Raw genomic sequence first — 18,440 nt, 5'->3', positions numbered from 1 at the left:
CCACGTAGCCGAGTCCGATGACCACGAGATCCACGCGGCAGGCTCCCTTCGATCTATGTGCTCTGGGGTTTCGGGAAGAGGTAGGCGGCCCGGTACCCGCGGCTTGCCGCGGACGTCGAGCTGGTAGAAGCAGCCGGCCCCCGCCGCGGTGACGAGGAGGCTGCCGATCACGTCCAGGCCGGTCGGCTGGTGTCCGAGGACCCACCAGCCCAGGCTCAGGGCCACCACCGGCTCGACCGCGGTCAGAACCGAGAACGTGGCGGCCTTCATGAGGCGCTGCCCGAAGATCAGGTTCTGCCCGACCTGGGCGACGCACCCCGTCAGCAGACCGGACAGGAGGGTGAAGCCGACCACCCGCCAGCTCAGCCAGTCGGGACCGGGCGTGATGCCCGGGACCGTCCGGCCGAAGGCGGCGAGCGTGATGATCACGATCGCCGACACCGCGGCGAGCGCGGCCGTCGACCGCAGCATGGACTCGGCGATCGCCACGTTGACGCGGTTGCCGAGCGCCTCCCCCAGACGGTCGTACGTGAGGAGGAAGTTGCCGTAGCATGCCGCGGCGCCGAGCGCGAGCAGCACACCCCAGAGGTCGGCGTTGCCTTCCCAGGGCCGGGTCAGGAGCACCATCCCGGGCGTCGCCAGGGGCAGCCACAGCAGGCTCGAAAGCCTGCGGGGACTGCCGGTCACCATCTTCTTGATCGCCACCACCAGTGGACCGACCCACAGAAGCGCGATGACCGTGCCCAGCGCCTCCAGCCGCTGCAGGGACAGCAGCGTGAGGGGGATCACGAAGGTGTTGCTGACCGCCATGCGGTTGATCAGCGTTCCCTCGCCGAGCTTCCGGAGCAGCGGCCGCCTGCCCCGCCGGAAGAGCGCGGCGCGCTCTGCCAGGAGGACCAGGGGGATGGTGCCGAAGACGCCCGCCATGACGGCCGCCACCAGCGGGGAGGCCTCGTCGATGACGAGGCCGTTGACCGCGTCGCCGCCGATGAGGCTGTAGAACACGATCACGGCGACCAGGGGCCCGACCCCTGGGATCCCGCGAAGGCGCTCGGTGATACTGGCCATAGGCCATCTCTCCTTTGTGTGCGTCCCGGACCGAGCCGGGGCGCGTTTCGTGGTTCCGTGAACCCGATGCGCGTCCTGACCTGGGAGGTCGGGACGCGCACCGCGGTCGTGAGAACCGGTGACACGTCCCGAGCCATTTCGGAACGGCGTGGCCGAGCCACGCAGTGACGACCGTGTCGAAACGGTCATCAGTGGCAACTCCGGCAGACGGGCCGGAGAAACGATGAAGGCGGGGAGGATGACTCCTCCCCGCCTTCGGGTCGCTCCCGCGCCTTGGGAGCGCGTTCGGTCAGTTCTTCGCCGTGGGGACCGCCCAGAGGGTGGTCAGCGCGGCGAGGAACGCGGCTGCCCCCGCGATGACGCAGGGGAGGATGACCTGCCAGGTGGACAGAGCCATGAAGACCAGGCCCAGCAGGCTGAAGATGATGTTCGGCAGGCTTCCGAGCACCACGCCCAGCACGGGGTGGTGGCTGGCGCCGCTCCACCACACCTTGTGCCGCATGGACCGGATCGCCTTCGCGGCCCTGTAGTAGAGGAAGACCGCCGTTCCCGCGAAGAGCAGGGACCAGCGGCGGTCCTCGCCCATCGCCGCGATCGGAACCATGCGCGGATCGGCCGCCCACAGCACCATCAGGGTGGCGAAGGCGGAGTAGATCGCGAGACGCAGGCACTCCTCGCGGTACCAGGTCCAGGTCGCGAGGAGGCCGAGTTCGCCGACCGCCGCGACGTCCAGGCGCCTGCGGAGCCACGGCCGGCGCACGGCCAGCAGGAAGAGCAGGGCGGTGACGCCGGTCGCCGCCGTGATCATGCACAGGGCCTTGTGCGCGCCCGCCGCGGGCAGCGCCGAGGCGGCCACGGAAGCGGCCGCGGCGGCCACGAGCCACGCGAGTACGGCCATCAGGGCCCGTACTGCGAAAGCCCTTCTGAATCGGGTTGTGAACACGTTTGTTCCCCCATTTCGGTTGATGCGGAATCTGCCGGTCCCGAGAACAAGGCAGGTAAGGACGACCGTGCGAAGCGGAGGAGGAACGGCAACCGCGGTGGTGGGGAGGGCCACCGGGCGGCCGCACGGGAAGTGCCCCGGTAAGGACGGCGCGAAGCCGCCCTCACCGGGGCACCGAGGTAGGGCTCACTCCAGTGCGGTCACCGCAGGAAGTAGAGCTCGCGGAGCAGGTCGCCGGTCGGCACCCACTCGCCATAGGTGGAGTCCCCGGATTCGGGGACGACCATCATTCGCTGGGCGTCTCCCTGGAACTGGGCGAAGGGGCCGTACGGCCCCGGCGCCCCGCCGAGGATCTTGCCCAGCGGCCCGACCGCCGCCATCCGGGACCGCCCGTCCGGGTGGCGCCGCGCGAAGCGCTCGGCCAGGCCGATCATGCGCCGCGCGGCGTCCGCGTCGTCGACCACGATGGCCGGGCCGTCGCTGCCGTACTTCAGCAGGTCGACGACGTCGGCCGCGTGGACGAGCCCGGCGAGGCCCTCCAGACGGGAGGGATCCACCGGTGCGAACCGTTGCGCGGTGTCGAGTTCGTTCCTGACCCCCTCCCAGATGCGCGGACGCAGGACGAACTTCCAGAGCTCGTCCGTTCCGCGCAGCTCGGCGAGAAGGCCGGCCGCCGTCGGCTTCTCACCCCGGGCGACCGCCGCTTCGAGCAGGCTCCCGACGTCGTGAAGCGCGTCATAGGCGACCACCTCCACACGGTGCAGGTGCTCGCCCAGCATCTCTCCGAGGAGCTTGGAGAACCATTCCTTGAAGAGACGGCGGTCTCGCCTCGTCCTCCCGAACCAGTTGGTGCACAGTTCAGGTGAGGCGTAGTCCCGGTGCAGGGCGGGGAGCAGCGGAAGCCAGTGCTCCTCGGTGGGAACGCGGAGCAGCAGCCGCACCCTGGGCCCGTCGGGCAGGGCCTGAACCAGCTTCGCGACACTTCCGGCGAGGAGCCACAGTGACTCCCGCGTGCCCAGCCGGGAGCCCTTCGGGCCGAAGCCGACGGAATCGATGCGCTGCTCCAGGTGCGCCAGGATCCGCGCGTAGGCCAGTGACTCCAGCGGGACCCTGGTCTCCGACGTCCAGGCGAACGGACGCCGCCGGTCGCGCATGCGGCCGGCGCCCACGAGGAGCGTGATGACCTCGGGCGCGGTCCCGAACGCGTGGTCCAGGTCGCCTTCGATGCGCCAGTGGTCCACCTCGTCGCCGTTGCGGTACCCGGCGTAGGCGGGGCCGTCCGAGCCGATCGCCGTGATGCTGACCATGGCCTCCTGCTGGGGGAAGACGCCACGCAGGTCGAGCCCGTTCACCATGGTCTCGAGTCGGAGGCACGCCTCCAGCGAGGCACCGCGCAGCGGCCGGCGGGGGCCGCCGACCTCGCGCCGCAGGCCGGCGCGGTCCGCGCCCGCCGCCATCGACACCTGCCTGAGCACCTGCGGAAACTCCGGCACCTGCTGGCACAGGGGCTCCGCGAGGTAGCGCCTGATCGGGAATGACATGTGCCATCCCTCCCTTTTCTTTGTCGTCGCTCGCCCGCACGCTTCGTGCGGGCGGCCCGGTCCGAGGACCGGGCAAAGAGGACCGTGCGGTGCTCGGGGCGACCGGCAACGCCATCAGGCCGCCAACGGGCGGAAAAACGAAGCGCGACCGCTTACACGGAGCCGAAGAGCTGCGTCCAGTAGGTCCCCGCCTTGCCGCCCCCCTGGAAACCGACCCCGATATGGGTGAAGTCGGGCTTGAGGATGTTGGCGCGGTGGCCGGGGCTGTCCATCCAGCCCTGGACGACCTCGGCGGGGGAGCGCTGGCCGCACGCGATGTTCTCGCCGATGCCGAGGTGGGTGGACCCGGCGGCGCGGGCGCGGTCCCAGGGCTGAGTTCCCTCGGGGGAGGTGTGGGAGTAGAAGCGGCGGGCGGTCATGTCCTCGCTGTACGCCTGGGCGGCCGCGGTCAACCAGGGATCGTCGGCGAGCGGCCGGAGCCCGTGGGCGGCCCGATGGGCGTTGGTGAGCGAGACGACCTCGGCGGCGAACCGCGACCGGCCGGCCGCGGAGAACGGCGTCGCCCACAGGATCGTCCAGTAGAGGTCGCGGTCGCGTCCCCTCCCTTCGGCGTGGCCGATGCCGACGTCGCAGAGGTCCCCGTTGCGCAGGGCTTCGGCCGCCTGCCCGCCGTCCAGGTAGTACCGGGTGAACTCCTCCAGGTCGCGCGGCCCGGACACGAACTGCTCGTCGACGGTCAGGTAGACGTAGCCGTGCAGGGTGACCTGGTCGAAGACCGACGTGCCGTCCGGTCCCTCGGCGTCGAGCCGGCGCTTCTTGGCCATGACGGCGGCGTGCGCCTGCGCGGCGGCGGTCAGCCGGCCGTCCAGCGTGGCGGGCGGCAGCCCGCTTCGGGACCGCCGGGAGGCGACCTCGCGGGCGAAGGGGTTCAGATGCCGGACGGACACCGCCCGCCGGGCCGGCCGGGAGGGGGCCGGCGGAGGTGGGAGCGGCGGCGGGGGCGGCATGGCCGGGGGCGGAGGTGCCATGGCCGGAGGAGGCGGCGGCATGGCCGGAGGCGGGGGCGGCATGGCCGGAGGCGGGGGAGGGGCCTGGGAGCCGTCGTCGGTGACGTCGACGCCGAAGTCGCGGGCGAGCCCGGCCAGGCCGTCGGCGTATCCCTGGCCGATGGCGCGCAGCTTCCACTGGTCGCCGCGCCGGTAGATCTCCACGAGCAGCAGGACGGTCTCCGTCCCCGGGGGCGGCGGGCTGAACCGGGCCACCACGGCGCCGTTGCTCCCGACGGCCCGCAGCGTGGGAGCGGGCAGGCGGCTCAGGGGGGTCCCGGAATCGGCCGCGCTGACGACCACCGTGACCCGGCTGGCTCCGGCCCGCAGCCGCGGCGGATCCACCATGACGGCCCCGGCTCCCAGCTGCGCCCCCGGCGCCGAGGGCTGGTTGTAGAAGACGAAGTCCTGGTCGCCGCTGACCTTCCGCTCGTCACCGGTGATCAGCGCGGACAGGTCGAACGGCCCCGGCACCTCGATCGAGATCGCACCGCCGGGCAGCGGAACATTCCCACCGGCAACCAGCTCGCGCATCGCCACCCCTGTCCTCACCGCGCCGACCGAATACGAGCGCTCATCAAGGACCGTACGAGGGCGCCCCACGGCGGCAAGGAACCGGAAGGCGTCTCGACCGCCTGCACGAAGTGTGGCCCCTGGATCGCTCCAGGGGCCACGGGTGGGGTGGTCGTCCCGCAGTCGGCGACTACGGGACGGTGGTCACCGCCTGGTGATGTTGCGCAGCCTCAGCAGCATCGAGAGCGTGCCCAGGGGGCCGCGCACGAGCAGGTCGGAGCGCGCCTTCACGGCGGTGTTGTCGGACGTCCCCACCTTGAGAGTGGGGATGCCCATGGCCCTCAGCGCGTCGAGCACGTCGAAGGCGGCCAGGTCCGGCTCGCTGTCGCCCGCGTAGAGAACCACGGAGGGCACCCACATGAGGGCGATGAGAGCGTCGACGAACCGGTTGAGGGAGTCCCTCTTGTTGACCTGCGGGCCCAGCTCGATCACGTTGTGACCGGGCAGGCAGACCAGGCCGGTGGCGCCGGCCAGGTCCGTGAGAGCGGCCACCAGTGCGGCGACCTTCTCGCGGTCCATGCCGGCGTCGTAGTGGACGGCGCGGAAGTGGGACTTCACGCCCTCGATGGTCGCGTCGGCCAGACCGGCCTTCGCGAGCACCTTGGGCAGCTCCTCGTCGACCACGGACAGCGTGACCGGGCGCTCGACCGGCAGGACGAGCCGGCCGTCGTGGAACCACTCGCACCCGAACTGTCCGAGGACGTGGAGCCCCTCGCCCAGGAGTCCGAAGTCGCGGACCTGACCCACCGATCGTCCGGTGAGCATGCCCGTGGCGCCGGTCTGCGCGATGAGGTCGTCGAGCACCGGGCGGTACCGGCGGTCGACGTTCGGCATGGTCGGGTACTTGACGATGTCCCACATCGTCCCGTCCCCGTCCAGCATGATGACGGCCCGCTCGGGGTTCCGCGCGGCGGCCTTCCACGCCTCCTTGCCCGCCTCCGTCTGGAAGGTGAGCACGTGGCTATCTGCGTGCATGTGCGTCTTGCTCCTTTTGCTTTGGTTTGTGGCGCCCTCGTGTTGCGCGCCACCCAGGTGAGACCCGATCCCGGCCGAGCCGGGGGTCTCACTCAAGACCGTCCCTGACCTGGGCAGGGACGCAACTGTTCGCACGACTGACCGGGCGGTCAGGTGCGGGGCCGCGCTCGGACGCCCGGAGGGCGGCTCCGGTTCCGGTCCGCGAGGAGGTGCCGGGTTGCCAACGCGGCGTGTTTCCGGACGGTTAACCGTGCCGACCCATCAGTCGGCCCGCCTCGACCCCTCAGGGGCAGGCGAGACAGAAAAACCACCCGGTGTCGAACCGGGTGGGACGCAACGAAAGGGAGGTCGGTGACGTATGTCATCAACCGTCATGAGCCCTCGGCCGGCTGAGGCCGGCGGGAGGGCGCGAGGCCCGGTTCAGATGAACCTGGCCTTCCTGTGCCAGGCGATCGGTATCTCCGTCATCACCGCGATGGCGGCGCTCCAGGGCAGCTTCTGGATCGTCGTCCCCGGCACCCTCATCCTGCTGGCCATCGTGCGGCCGGCGCGTGGGTGGAGGTCCGGCTGGAACAAGGACCAGAAGAAGGCGATCTGGCGGATCACCGGCGGCAACCTGGGTGTGAACCTGGGGTGGCCGTTCGCCGGTCAGCTGATCGGTATCGGGGCGGCAAGCGCCATCATGGCGCTCGGCCCGGTCAGCGTGGGGCTCCTGGACGACATCAGGGCGCGCCACTGGAAGCCGATCTGGCTGCGAGCCGGTGTCCTGGTGGGCATCGTCGGCGTGACCGAGCCGTGGAACGGCGCACAGTTCTCCATCTGGGGCGTGCTGGGCGCCGCGTGCGCGGCCTGGCACTTCTGGAACATCCCGAAGTGCCTGAGCGCCTTCGGCGACGACGACGCCAAGAAGGACCGGGGCATGCTCCTGTCCAACCTGCGCGCCATGCCGGTCATCGCCCTCGTGGCGATCGTGGTGTCAGCCCTCGCGGGCTGGAGCTGGGTGGCCGGTGACGTGACCCCCTGGTCCGTCCTGGCGACCGCCGGCAAGGGCGTCTTCGCGGCGCTGTTCGTGATGGTGGTTCCCATCCTCCTGATCAACCGCGCCGCCAAGCACATGAAGCCGAGCACGCAGGGCGTCATGTTCGCGTTCAGCCCGATCGTGAGCGGGATCGTCGGGTTCATCGGTGCCCACTTCGGGCTGATCTCCGAGAACCAGGGCATCTCGCTCGTGAACGCGATCGGCATCCTCATGGTCTCGGGCTTCGCCTTCATGGTGATCCGGGTCCGGGAGGGCGCCAAGGCGACCGCCGAGGTGACCACCGAGGCGACCGCCGGGCACGCCGCCGTCCGCATGGACGACGGCCAGGAGCACCCGTCGGCTCCGGTCGGTCAGATCTACGGGCAGCCGGTCGGGACGAGGAACCCGTGGACGAAGGTCACGGACGGACTCCCCAAGGAGCCGGCCTGGGTCCTCGCCCAGACGGTGCCCGTCGACGGCGAGCTCCTCGTGACCCACGCGGGCACGGTGAGGCTCACCGCGGAGGGCGCTCGGTTCCCCGACGGAAGCCGAGTCGCGTACCGGAAGGGCGACCTCTCGGTCGAGATCGGGTCCGTCGATGACGGGACGTACAGCCCCGGGAGCTTCACCGGCACCCAGGGCCCCGGCGTCTCCGACATCTCCGTCGACATCGGCGGGGTCCCGGTTCGGTTCTCGGGTCCGGTGGGGGTCGACATCGACCTCACCGCCGGCACCGTCGAGCTGGACCAGAGGGGTACCGTCCGACTCGGCGGCGTCACCGCCGCCGAGTAGGACAGCAGTTCCAGAGTTCCGGCCTTAACCGGCACCGCGTGTAGGCGGATGCGAGGGTGAGGGCCGGCCAACCCTCTCTCTCGCGTTCGGCGAAACGTGGTGTCGGCCTCGGCAGACGCCGCGGTCAGCCGGGTGTGTGAGCGAGGGTCGGCCAACCCTTCTCCGCACTTCGGTGAACCGCAGCGTCGGCCTCGGCAGGCGCCACGGCGAGTCGGGTGCGAGGTGAGGGTCGGCCACCCTCCTTCGCGTCTGACGAAACTGTGGCGTCCGCCTGGCGGACACATCGGTGCAGTCGGATGAGACGAGGGTCGGCCAACCCTCCGTCGAATCCGACGAACCGTACGTGTCCGAGCCGAGTGCGGCACGGACTCACGCGAGGGTCGGAGGCTGGCCGCCTCCGACCTGAGCACCGGGCGGAAGGGAGCGCCACTCCCCTTCGCTTCTCGACGGTCGTCCGGGGGAAACCCCGGACGACCGTCACCTCTGAACGGCCGGTCTCGCCAGACCGGCCGTTCTTCTGTTTCGGACGGGTTCGCCGGCGACCTGTGCGCCTGGGCCGCGTTGCCCGGCCCGCGACCGTCCACCCAGCGCCCGACGAAAACGGCGGGAGCCTCCGGGGAGTTCTTCCGGACGGTCTCCCGCCGTTTCTGCGCGCCCTTGCCGGCGGTTCACGACGCCGCCGCTTTCCAGGAAGGGCCTGCGCTATTGCAACGTAGTGCCGGAAATGGCGTCCCGAGTGTTTCGTAAGAGCCTGTTCACCCGGCGGCCACCTCCAGGTCTTCGCAGCCGAGCCGGCATGATCGAAGATCGTTGAGAACGACCCGGCTCCACGGAGTCGTACCCATTCATCGGTGCGACAAAGGGAGCCGGGTCACGACCGGTTCTCTTTGTGCGCACCTCGCACGAGGAGTTTCGGCAATGACAAACAAGAAGTCTGAAAACAGGCGGTACCCCTGGCTGGGGGTGGCGCTCGGAGGCGCGGACCGGCTCAGCTCCGCGTCCGGCAAGGCCCTCCTGGACTCCCGGCTGATCGGCGCGAACGGTCTGCAGGTGCACCAGGCGACGGCACTGGAGGCCACCTTCGGCGGCCTCCTTCTCCTGCTCCGCGTCTTCCTCTGGAAACTCCGGGGCAAGGGCGGGGACGACAGGCCGGCCGTCGAGATGCCGGCGCGGTCCAGGCGGATCCTGTCCCTGATGACGTTCGGGGTGATCGGCACCGACAAGGCGCTGCTGTTCGCGGCCCTGTCGTTCATCCCGTTCAGCGTCGCCGGGGGGATGTACTACACCGTTCCGCTTCTCATCCCCGTCATCGCGGGGTTCAGGAAGGGGAGCAGGGGGAGGGCCGCCCTCCTCACGCTCTTCGCGGCGGCCGCCGCGCTCGGCGTGGTCCTGCTCGTCCAGCGGGACGGGCCGGCCGCGGGAGACGGCTACCTGCTCGGCGTGATCTGCGCCCTCGGCGCCGGGGTCCTGCGGACCCTGTACCTGCCCGTCACCGACCGCCTCATCCAGGGCGCGGGACGGTTCCACACCGAGAAGGTGATCGCCTGGTCGACGCTGTCGGTCGGCGTGCTCGCCGGCGGCATCGTCATGCTCACCGGGGGCTTCACCTTCCTGAACTGGCAGGTCGTCCTGTGGGCGCTGCTGGTGGGGCTGCTGAACAACACCCTGCCCCGCATCATCCAGATGCCGGCGAGGGAACTCGCGGGCGACGCCGTGTACGCGGTGTTCCTCACCGCGAGCCCGCTGATCGCCACCCTCGTCGGGCTGGCCTTCCTGGACACGCGGCTCATCCCGATCCAGTGGGCCGGGGTCATCCTCATCACGGTGGCCGCGGCCGCGGTCGCCCAGATGAGCTTCAGCCTCAGGGACCGGAGCCACGCGCCGCTCATCGAGCTGTCGTCGGCCACGCCCGAGGCCGTTCTGCAGCACGCTCTGGACGAGCGCGGCAAGGTCCTGGAGACGCTCGAACGGCTGACCCAGGAGTACGGGGACTGCGAGAAGGCCGTCGCCCTGGCCGAACGCAAGGTCGCCGAGGCCCGGCTCGCGAAGGCTCGCGCCGACGCGAAGAAGGCGGCGGGCTCGGCGTCGAAGATCCGGGCCGAGGCGGGCAGGCTCGCGGCCCAGGCGGAGACCGCCGAGGCCCAGCAGGAAGCGGCCGAGGCCGCGGTCAGCACGGCCGAGGAGGAGGTTCGCCTCGCTCTGCTGAAGTCGCCGGACGTGTCGTCCACGTGACGGCCGCGGCGGCAGCCGCATCGTCCGCCTGACGGTTCCGCGCATCACCGACCACGATTCGGGGCCGGGCCGGCCGACCCGCGCCCCCGAACCGTGGAACCGACCACGGCATGGCGCCGGCCAGCGCCACGCATCCATCTGACGGCGGGAGGACCAGTCCTCCCGCCGTCCCTTCTTTCACAGCTCGGCGCCGGACCGGGTTCCGTCGGTCTCGGCCGAGGCGGCTTCGCCCTCCCCGGCCGGAACGGCGTCGCCTTCCTCGGCCGGAACGGCGTCGCCTCCCTCGGCCGAAACGGCCACGTGACAGGCGACGCTGTGCTCGCCGGTGAGCGGCAGGAGCCGCGGGTCCTCGGTCGCGCACCGGTCGACCGCGATGGGGCAGCGGTGCCGGAAGGGGCAGCCTTCGGCGGCGGCCAGCGCGTCCGAGGCGCCCGCGGTCCGTTGCGCCGCGCCCAGCCGGGGGACGGCGTCGCGCAGCGCGGCGGTGTAGGGGTGGGCCGGGGCGCCGAGCACGGTCCCGATCGGGCCGGACTCCACGATCCGCCCGGCGAACAGGACGTGCACGGTGTCGCAGAGCCGGTCGACGATCGCCAGGTTGTGGGTGATCAGCAGGTAGCTCAGCCCGTGCTCGTCCCGCAGGCCCGCCAGCAGGTCCAGCACGTGGGCCTGCACCGTGACGTCCAGGGCGCTGGTCGGCTCGTCCAGGACGAGCAGCCGCGGGTCGACCGCCAGCGCCCGCGCGATGACCACGCGCTGCCGCTGCCCGCCGGACAGCTGGTGCGGGCGGCGCCCGGCGAGGGAAGGATCGAGGCCGACGTCGGTGAGCAGCTCCGTCACCGACGGGAGGTCCCCGTCCTTCCCCGCGGGCTCGCCGCCGGAGCGGCGCCGCCGGACCCGCAGCGCCTCGGAGATCGAGGCGCCGACGCGCATCCGGGGGTCGAGGGCCTCGCTGCCGTCCTGGAACACGGGCTGGACCTGCGAGCGGTACAGCGCCCGCCCCGGCCGGTCGAGCCGGGCGATGTCGCGGTCGCGGAACAGCACCCGGCCCTGCCGGGGCTTGACCAGCCCGAGCAGCGCCCGCGCGATGGTCGTCTTGCCCGATCCGCTCTCCCCGATGACGGCGACCCCGGAGTTCTCCGGCACCGTGAGGGAGACGCCGCGCACCACCGGGGTGCGGTCGTAGGCGACGGTCAGGTTGTCCGCGCTGAGCATGGTCACTCCCCGATCGCGGGGACCGCGTCGAGCAGTTCCCGGGTGTAGGCGGCGGAGGGGCTGTGCAGGACGTCGGAGGCCGGCCCCGCCTCGACGACGCTGCCCTGCCGCATGACGACGACGTGGTCGGCGATGCCGGACACCACGGCCAGGTCGTGCGAGACGAAGACCAGGGCGATGCCGTGCTCGTCGCGCAACCGGGCCAGCAGGTTCAGGACCGCGGCCTGCACGGTGACGTCCAGCGCGCTGGTGGGCTCGTCGGCGAGGATGACGTCGGCGCGCAGGGCGACGGCCATCGCGATGGCGAAGCGCTGCGCCTGGCCGCCGGAGACCTGGTGCGGGTAGCGGCGCAGCAGCCCCGGGTCGAGCAGGACGCTGCGCAGCGCCTCCTCGGTCCGCTCGCGGGCCTCGGCGCCGCGCAGGCCGTGCCGGGCGAGCACCCGCTTGAGCAGGGTCCCGAGCCGCATCGTCGGGTTGAGGGACGCCTGCGGGCTCTGGCTGACCAGGGCGATGACCGAGCCGCGCATCTTCGCCAGCGTCCGCTCGTCCGCCGTCACGACGTCCGTGCCGTTGACGACGATCTTTCCGCTGACCTGGAGCCCGTCGGTGAGCCCGAGCATCGCGTTCAGGGCGGTGGTCTTCCCCGACCCGCTCTCGCCGACGATCGCGGCGCACTCGCCGGGACCGACGCTCAGCTCGTCGAGCGAGGCCAGCAGCAGGTCGCCGGCCCGCACCCGCAGGTTCTCCGCAGTGAGCACCGCTTTCATCGGGTGACCTCCCGCCGGGGGTCGAGGGCGGACCGCAGGCCCTCGCCGAGCACGTTGAAGCAGAACGCCGTGACCACGATGGCCAGGCCGGGGAAGGCGACCACCCACCAGTTCGTCGTGAACAGGCTCTGCCCCTGCTGGACCATCAGCCCCCACTCCGCGGTGGGCTCCTGCGGGCCGAGGCCGAGGAACGACAGCGCCGCGGTGGTGAGGATGACCCCGCCCGCGTCCAGGGACAGCTGGACCAGCACCGGGGTCAGCGAGTTGGGCAGGACGTGCCGCAGCACGATCCGCGTCCGGGATCCGCCGAGGCAGCGGGCCGCGTCGATGAAGCCGCGCGATCTGATGGACGTCGCGGCGACCGCGCTCATCCGCGCGTACCAGGGCCACCAGGAGGCGGTGATCGCGATGATCGCCCCCTGCGTCCCCGGGTGCAGCACGAGCGCCAGCGCCACCGACAGCAGCAGCGCCGGGAAGGCCAGGAACACGTCGGTGATCCGCATGATCACGTCCCGGACGATGCCGCCCGCGTAGCCGGCGACGACGCCGAGCAGCACGCCGATGACGGCCGACAGCGCGAGGACCGAGACGGCGATCGTCAGCGAGGTGCGCGCCCCGTAGAGCACCCGGGTGAGCAGGTCGCGGCCGACCCCGTCCGTCCCGAACCAGTGCTCGGCGCCCGGCGCCCGCAGCGCCTCGGCGGGGTGGGTCGCGTCGGTCCCGTCGCCCGGGTAGGGCGCCAGCAGCGGGGCCGCGAGGGCCGCGATCACGATCAGGGCGAGGACCACGGCGCCGACGGCGGCCAGCCGGTCGGTGCGGGCCGCCCGCATGACCCGGTGCACGGGCCGTACCCGGAGCGGCGCGGCGGGGGCGTCGAGAGCGGTCATCTGATCCTCACCCGCGGGTCGATGGCGGCCTGCGCGAGGTCCACCAGCAGGTTGACGACGACGTAGGTGAACGCGATCGCGATGGTGACGCCCGCGATGGCGGGGGCGTCGGAGGAGCGGATCGAGTCGGCGGCGTACCGGCCGAGCCCCGGCCAGTTGAAGATGGCCTCGACCAGGAAGGCGTTCACGAGGGAGAAGGCGAAGACGAGCGCCAGCAGCGCGAGCACCGGGCTGAGCGCGGGCCGCAGCGAGAACCGGGTCAGCACCTGCCACCGGGTGAAGCCGAGCGCCCGTTCCAGCCGCGCGTGGTTCTGCGTCGACTCCTCGATGAGCGCGGCGCGGGTCATCTGGGCGACGACGCCGGTCGGGTAGGCCGCGATCGCGGCGGCGGGCAGCGCCAGGTGCGCCAGGGTGCTGCCGAGGATCGGCCAGTTCCCGGTGATCAGCGCGTCCACGGCCGTGATGTTGGTGTACAGGTGCAGCGGGCTGGTGCCGTCCAGCGAGGGGTCGTACTCGCCGGCGACGGGGAGCCAGCCCAGCTTGGTGGCGAACACGTTCTGCGCGAAGAGCGCCAGCAGGAAGACCGGCACCGACACGCCCGCCATCGAGGTGATCCGGATGGATCCGTCGGCCGGCCGGCCCCGGAACCGGGCGGCGAGCACCCCGAGCGGGATGCCCACCAGCACCGCGATGATCACGCCGGTGCCGACCAGCTCCAGCGAGGCCGGGAAGGCGGTGGAGATGTCGCCCAGCACGTCCTGGCGGGTGTGCAGGCTGATTCCCCAGTCGCCCTGGACCAGCGAGGAGAGGTAGTCCCAGAGCTGAACGGGCAGCGTGTCGTCCAGGCCGAGTTCCGCGCGGGTCCGGGCGAGCTCGGCGGCGGAGGCCCGGGGCCCGGCGTAGGTCACCGCCGGGTCCCCGGGGACCAGCCGCATCACCACGAAGGTGAGCACCACGACACCGGCCACGACGAACGCGGCCTGTGCCAGGCGTCGGAGCAGGTAGCGGGTCATGTCACGCGGCCGGGGTGAGTTCGTGCGCGAACACGACGTTGGGGTAGGCCGGGTCGTCGGTGTAGCCGTCGACGTCCGCCGAGTACGCCCGCTGGTACTGCTGGACGAACAGCGGCGCGGCGACCGCCTGGTCGACCAGGAGCTTGCGCTGCAGCGACGCGTACGCCGCCTCCGCCGCGGACCGGTTCGTGGCGGTCAGCTCCGGCAGCTTGTCGATCTCACCGTCGATCGCGGAGTCGTCGAGGTAGGTGAGGTTGAAGTTCACCGGGTCGGCCGAGCGGAACAGGTTCAGGAACCAGCTGTAGGCGTCCGGGTAGTCCGGGTACCAGTACATGACGAAGACGTCCTGGCGCTTGGACGCGTCCTTGCTCTTGGCGCGGTCCCACTGGGCGTCCCACTGCATCGGCTTGGCCTGCAGCTTCACGTTCAGGCTCTTGAGCGCGGAACTGAGCAGCGTCACGAACTTCTGCTGGTCGTCGTCGCCCTGGGCGTAGGTGAGGTCGAGCGTCAGCGACTTCTTGCCCGGCCCGTACCCGGCCTCGTTCAGCAGCCGCGTCGCCTGCGCGGTGTCCTGGCGCCCGCCCAGGCCCGCGGTCGCGCCGGTCAGCCCGGTCGGGACGACACCGCTGGCGGCGGTCCCCGAACCCTTCAGCGTCGACACGAGGCCGTTGTAGTCGATCGCCGCCTGGACCGCCTTGCGGAGCTTGACGTCCTTCAGCGGACCGGCCTCGGTGTTGAAGAACGCCATGAGGTTCTGGAACGACGGCACCGAGTCGGTCTTGAGGTCCTTCATCCCCTTCGCCTGGGCGAACAGCTGCGGGTTGAGCCGGTGCACGTAGGTGACGTCACCGGCCTGCAGCTGCTGCCACGCGGTGGTGACCTGCGGGGTGTTGCGGAACTCGACGCTGGTGTAGTGCGAGCCCTTCCAGCCGTCCCAGTAGTCCTTGAACTGGCTCAGCCGGACCTCGGCCTCCTGCCCCTTGTTCCAGGAGGCGACGGTGTACGGGCCGGTGCCGGTGTCGTGGCCCTTCGCGACGTAGTCCTTCAGGTCGCCGCCGCCGGGCGCCTTCGTGTCGTAGATGTAGGAGGCGTAGCCGGAGGAGGAGACCAGGTCGAGCGGCGCCGCGTACTTCAGCTCGAAGACCAGCGTGTGCGGGTCCGGCGTCTCGATCGTCTTCACCGGGTCCCAGATGTAGGCGGCGCCGCCCTTCATCTTCATCGTCCGCTCGATCGCGGCCTTGGCGGCGCTGGAGGTGAGCGCGGTCCCGGTGTGGAACTTCACGCCGTCCCGCAGGGTGAACGTCCACTTCTTGCCGCCGTCGGAGGAGGCCCACTTGGTCGCGAGCCGCGGCTCGACCTTCTTCGACTCGGTGTCGTACCGGGTCAGCGACTCGTAGACGTTCTGCATCGCGATGATCTCGTTGGAGTACGAGGTCGCGGGGTCCCAGTCGGTGACGACGTTGAGGTTGAACGAGTAGACGAACGTGCTGGACGTCGAGGCCGCCTTGCGGACGGCTCCGCCCGAGCAGCCGGTGACGGTCACGGCGACCGCCGCCGCGAGCGCCAGTGATCTTATGCGCCAGGACATGACGGGTTCTCCTTGCAGGGGGACCGGACGGGGGGAGTGGGGGCCGGGCTAGAGGTTGCCGAGCGGGCCGGCGGCCTTGACCCGCAGCCGCAGCGCGGGTTCGGGCAGGTAACTCATCGGTACTTCGGTGATCTCCACGACCTCCACTCCGGCCGGATCGGCTCCGGCCTGCACGGCCCGGCGCCCGGCGACCCCGGACGCCTCGGCGATGGCCTCCCTGCGGCCCTCGCCTGCCGGGATGATGGTCTCAATGGTGCCGCTGACCATGGCGATCGCCGCGCCGACGGCGTTGGCGACGTCCCCGTGGGCGGGGCGGATGACCTCGGCGACGCCGTCCAGGGCGTCGGGGATCAGGAACGCCCCGCCGCCCACCGCGATCAGCGGCTGGTCGGTCTTGCCGAGGGTCATCCGGTCGACCGCGTCGGCCAGCATCTGGTCGGCCGTCCGCACCGCGGAGCCGAGCACGCCGTGCAGCCGCTCCGGGACCGGCGTGCCGGCCGGCGCGCCGCGGCCGGCCAGCGCGCCCGCGTCGGTCATGGTGGGGGTGTCGCCGCCGAAGGTCAGCGCCTTCTCGGTGATCCGGTACCCGACCGACTGCGGCCCGACCGCCCCGTCCGGCCCGATGACGGTGCCGCCGCCGAGCGCGAGCGCGAGGATGTCGGGCATCCGGAAGTTGGTCCGCACCCCGCCGATCTCGACGCCCGCCGAGGACTCCCGGGGGAAGCCCGCGTACAGCACGCCGAAGTCGGTCGAGGTGCCGCCCACGTCCGCGATGATCGCGTCGGTGAGGCCGGACAGGAACGCCGCGCCCCGGATGGAGTTGGCCGGCCCGGAGCCGATCGTCAGCACCGGGTACCGGACGGCGTAGTCGATCGCCATCAGGGTGCCGTCGTTCTGCGCGAAGTAGGTGGTGACGTCCAGGCCCCGCTCGGCGAGCGTGTGCTGCAGCCCGTCCCAGACCGCGCTGATGACCCGGTAGAGGGAGGCGTTGAGGATCGTGGCGTTCTCGCGCTCCAGCAGCCCGAGCGTGCCGATCTCGTGGCTCATCGAGATGGGCACCGCGTCGCCGAGCTCCTCCCGGACGATCTCCGCCGCCTCCAGCTCCTGGTCGGCGAAGGCGGGGCTGAACACGCCGGTCAGCGCGACCGCGTCGGCCTCGCCCGCGACGTCGGCGAGCACGGCGCGCAGCGCGCCGGGGTCGAGCTTGGAGATCGGTCGGCCGTCGACGTAGTGGCCGCCGGGGAGCACGGCGGTGCGCGTCGTGATCGCCGCCGACAGGTCCGCCGGCCAGGACTGCGCCGGGGGGACCGAGGTGGTGGCCGGCCCGCCGAGCCGGATCGCGGCGACCTTCCCGAGCCCCCGCCGCTCCAGGATCGCGTTGGTGGCGTGCGTGGTGCCGAGCATCACGCGGCCCACCCGCCGGACGTCGTCGCCGAGCTGGTCCAGCACCGCGGTCAGCGCCGCGTGCAGACCCGAGGAGACGTCGGCGCTGGTCGCCTGCTTCGTCCTGGCCAGGACCTCGCCCTTGGCGCTGAGGACGACCGCGTCGGTGTTGGTGCCGCCGACGTCGACGCCGATGCGCAGGTCGCGGGCGACGGTGCCGCCGGACGTACGGTCAGCCATGGTTGAGCTCCTCCACGGGCGTGTAGTCGATGTCGTAGCCGAACGCCCGCGGGCCGGCCGTGGCGAGACCGCGCTCGGTCCGCCAGATCGGGTCGCAGGGCCAGGACAGCACCGCCACCCGCTGTCCGTAGCGCAGCGACTCGGTGGAGATGGCGCCGGCGGTCTGCGCGTCCACCACCGTGATCAGGTCGGGGACGCAGGCGCGCGCCCGGCCGTCCTCCAGCGCGATCAGGTTCTCGTTCTGGATCTCGACCCGGAGAAGCCGGCCGCGGTCGTCGCCGGTGCCGTCGATGACCAGGCTGCCGCGGACGAACCCGCCGCCGGTCCGCCGCTCGACGTCGATGACCTTCCCGGTGATCAGGACGCTGGCGTCCAGCGTCGCGCACAGGGAGCCGAGCGGGTCGGCGCCCTCCTGCACGGCGTGGCCGATCGCGAGGGCCTTGCTCACCGTCCCCTCGATGACCGCGCCCCGCGCCTGCGCGCCGGTCAGCACGTAGTCGGCCATCAGCGCCGACGCCCCGCTGGCGATGCACACCGCGCGGGAGATGCGCTCCGACCACAGGCCGTCGATCGGGCGGACGGTGGTGACGTTGCCCTGCACGTCGGCCAGGACGACGAGGTTCACCGGCCGTCCCGCCACGTACATCGAGACCATCTGGACCTCGGGGAACGCCCGTCCCATGCCGTCGGCGTCGACCAGCGGCAGGCCGAGCCGCGCCGCCCAGCCGACCGGCCCGACGCCGTTCGACCCGCCGATCTCGCAGGCCATCACCGCGGCCACCGGGCGGCCGAGGATCCGCTCGACCTCGTCCCGGATGAGCAGCGGCTCCTCGCCGCTCATCAGCATCTCGTGGGCGACGGTGGGCGCTCCGATCCCCGACAGCGGAAGGACGAGGCTGTCGTCGGGCACCTCCGACAGCGGGATGAGCGGCACCTCGCCGTACTCGTCGATCGCCCGGACCGCGGTCAGCGTGCCCGTCTCGACGTCCCCGCCGCCCCCGGTTCCCAGGATCGCGCAGCCGCGGGCGAGCGCCGGAACGTCGTCGAGCGTCACGTGACCGGTCCTCGAAGGTGTCATCTGCATGCTGGAAGAATGGTCCCACCGTCTGACCTGGCGGAAGGGTGGAGGGCACAAGGTTTCGCCGGTGTTTGTGCCGATGGC

At 71.6% G+C, this 18,440-nt stretch carries 14 protein-coding genes; 2 read left to right on the top strand and 12 right to left on the bottom strand.

Annotation, left to right across the window (positions count from 1 at the left end):
* The 5 genes from AB0C84_RS19660 to AB0C84_RS19640 form a co-directional block, all read right to left on the bottom strand.
* A partial coding sequence (locus AB0C84_RS19660) for an EamA family transporter (protein WP_361068004.1) occupies positions 1-1,068 on the bottom strand: 1,068 nt, incomplete at its 3' end.
* Positions 1,069-1,357: 289 nt separating this feature from the next.
* Positions 1,358-1,966 (bottom strand): hypothetical protein, encoded by a 609-nt coding sequence (locus AB0C84_RS19655; RefSeq protein ID WP_361068001.1) that lies wholly within the window; start codon positions 1,964-1,966, stop codon positions 1,358-1,360.
* 245 nt (positions 1,967-2,211) lie between these two features.
* The gene (locus tag AB0C84_RS19650; RefSeq protein WP_361067998.1) at positions 2,212-3,552 is read right to left on the bottom strand and encodes a hypothetical protein; all 1,341 of its coding nucleotides are present in this window, start codon (positions 3,550-3,552) and stop codon (positions 2,212-2,214) included.
* Between the two features lie 152 nt (positions 3,553-3,704).
* Positions 3,705-5,132, bottom strand: coding sequence for a CAP domain-containing protein (locus AB0C84_RS19645; protein ID WP_361067995.1), 1,428 nt, complete (start codon positions 5,130-5,132; stop codon positions 3,705-3,707).
* 183 nt (positions 5,133-5,315) lie between these two features.
* Complete coding sequence (locus tag AB0C84_RS19640; RefSeq protein ID WP_361067992.1) at positions 5,316-6,146, bottom strand: hypothetical protein; 831 nt, start codon at positions 6,144-6,146, stop codon at positions 5,316-5,318.
* Positions 6,147-6,570: 424 nt separating this feature from the next.
* Between AB0C84_RS19640 and AB0C84_RS19635 the strand changes: the two genes are divergently transcribed.
* Both AB0C84_RS19635 and AB0C84_RS19630 read left to right on the top strand, forming a co-directional pair.
* Positions 6,571-7,956 carry a hypothetical protein gene (locus AB0C84_RS19635; RefSeq protein WP_361067989.1) on the top strand — a complete coding sequence of 462 codons (1,386 nt, stop codon included), beginning with the start codon at positions 6,571-6,573 and terminating at the stop codon, positions 7,954-7,956.
* Between the two features lie 918 nt (positions 7,957-8,874).
* The gene (locus tag AB0C84_RS19630) at positions 8,875-10,188 is read left to right on the top strand and encodes an EamA family transporter (RefSeq protein ID WP_361067986.1); all 1,314 of its coding nucleotides are present in this window, start codon (positions 8,875-8,877) and stop codon (positions 10,186-10,188) included.
* A 177-nt stretch (positions 10,189-10,365) separates the two neighbouring features.
* Here AB0C84_RS19630 and AB0C84_RS19625 read toward each other — a convergent pair whose 3' ends face one another.
* From AB0C84_RS19625 to AB0C84_RS19595, 7 genes are read right to left on the bottom strand one after another with little or no spacing between them, the layout of a single operon-like run.
* Complete coding sequence (locus AB0C84_RS19625) at positions 10,366-11,400, bottom strand: ABC transporter ATP-binding protein (protein WP_361067983.1); 1,035 nt, start codon at positions 11,398-11,400, stop codon at positions 10,366-10,368.
* A 2-nt stretch (positions 11,401-11,402) separates the two neighbouring features.
* Positions 11,403-12,167, bottom strand: coding sequence for an ABC transporter ATP-binding protein (locus AB0C84_RS19620; protein ID WP_258941353.1), 765 nt, complete (start codon positions 12,165-12,167; stop codon positions 11,403-11,405).
* Positions 12,164-13,054, bottom strand: a complete 891-nt coding sequence (locus tag AB0C84_RS19615) for an ABC transporter permease (RefSeq protein ID WP_361067979.1) — start codon at positions 13,052-13,054, stop codon at positions 12,164-12,166. The genes AB0C84_RS19620 and AB0C84_RS19615 overlap by 4 nt, the downstream gene beginning before the upstream one ends.
* Positions 13,051-14,067, bottom strand: coding sequence for an ABC transporter permease (locus AB0C84_RS19610; RefSeq protein WP_179843886.1), 1,017 nt, complete (start codon positions 14,065-14,067; stop codon positions 13,051-13,053). Before AB0C84_RS19610 ends, AB0C84_RS19615 begins: the two co-directional genes overlap by 4 nt.
* 1 nt (position 14,068) lies before the next feature.
* Positions 14,069-15,655 carry an ABC transporter substrate-binding protein gene (locus AB0C84_RS19605; RefSeq protein ID WP_361067975.1) on the bottom strand — a complete coding sequence of 529 codons (1,587 nt, stop codon included), beginning with the start codon at positions 15,653-15,655 and terminating at the stop codon, positions 14,069-14,071.
* A gap of 48 nt (positions 15,656-15,703) precedes the next feature.
* Positions 15,704-17,278: a hydantoinase/oxoprolinase family protein gene (locus AB0C84_RS19600; RefSeq protein WP_361067972.1), complete on the bottom strand. Its 1,575-nt coding sequence runs from the start codon at positions 17,276-17,278 to the stop codon at positions 15,704-15,706.
* A complete protein-coding gene (locus tag AB0C84_RS19595; protein ID WP_312879188.1) occupies positions 17,271-18,332 on the bottom strand; it encodes a DUF917 domain-containing protein in 1,062 nt (353 codons plus the stop codon). The genes AB0C84_RS19600 and AB0C84_RS19595 overlap by 8 nt, the downstream gene beginning before the upstream one ends.
* Positions 18,333-18,440 lie beyond the last annotated feature (108 nt).

The organism is Actinomadura sp. NPDC048955, assembly GCF_040649435.1.
Lineage (GTDB): Bacteria > Actinomycetota > Actinomycetes > Streptosporangiales > Streptosporangiaceae > Spirillospora > Spirillospora luteofluorescens.
This window is presented reverse-complemented; position numbering and strand designations above follow the sequence as displayed.

Bases quoted from the DNA above. Each gene is read 5' to 3' on its own strand.
- AB0C84_RS19655 (WP_361068001.1), bottom strand. From the start codon at position 1,966: ATGGCCGTACTCGCGTGGCTCGTGGCCGCCGCGGCCGCTTCCGTGGCC.
- AB0C84_RS19650 (WP_361067998.1), bottom strand. From the start codon at position 3,552: ATGTCATTCCCGATCAGGCGCTACCTCGCGGAGCCCCTGTGCCAGCAG.
- AB0C84_RS19645 (WP_361067995.1), bottom strand. From the start codon at position 5,132: ATGCGCGAGCTGGTTGCCGGTGGGAATGTTCCGCTGCCCGGCGGTGCG.
- AB0C84_RS19640 (WP_361067992.1), bottom strand. From the start codon at position 6,146: ATGCACGCAGATAGCCACGTGCTCACCTTCCAGACGGAGGCGGGCAAG.
- AB0C84_RS19635 (WP_361067989.1), top strand. From the start codon at position 6,571: ATGAACCTGGCCTTCCTGTGCCAGGCGATCGGTATCTCCGTCATCACC.
- AB0C84_RS19630 (WP_361067986.1), top strand. From the start codon at position 8,875: ATGACAAACAAGAAGTCTGAAAACAGGCGGTACCCCTGGCTGGGGGTG.
- AB0C84_RS19625 (WP_361067983.1), bottom strand. From the start codon at position 11,400: ATGCTCAGCGCGGACAACCTGACCGTCGCCTACGACCGCACCCCGGTG.
- AB0C84_RS19620 (WP_258941353.1), bottom strand. From the start codon at position 12,167: ATGAAAGCGGTGCTCACTGCGGAGAACCTGCGGGTGCGGGCCGGCGAC.
- AB0C84_RS19615 (WP_361067979.1), bottom strand. From the start codon at position 13,054: ATGACCGCTCTCGACGCCCCCGCCGCGCCGCTCCGGGTACGGCCCGTG.
- AB0C84_RS19610 (WP_179843886.1), bottom strand. From the start codon at position 14,067: ATGACCCGCTACCTGCTCCGACGCCTGGCACAGGCCGCGTTCGTCGTG.
- AB0C84_RS19605 (WP_361067975.1), bottom strand. From the start codon at position 15,655: ATGTCCTGGCGCATAAGATCACTGGCGCTCGCGGCGGCGGTCGCCGTG.
- AB0C84_RS19600 (WP_361067972.1), bottom strand. From the start codon at position 17,278: ATGGCTGACCGTACGTCCGGCGGCACCGTCGCCCGCGACCTGCGCATC.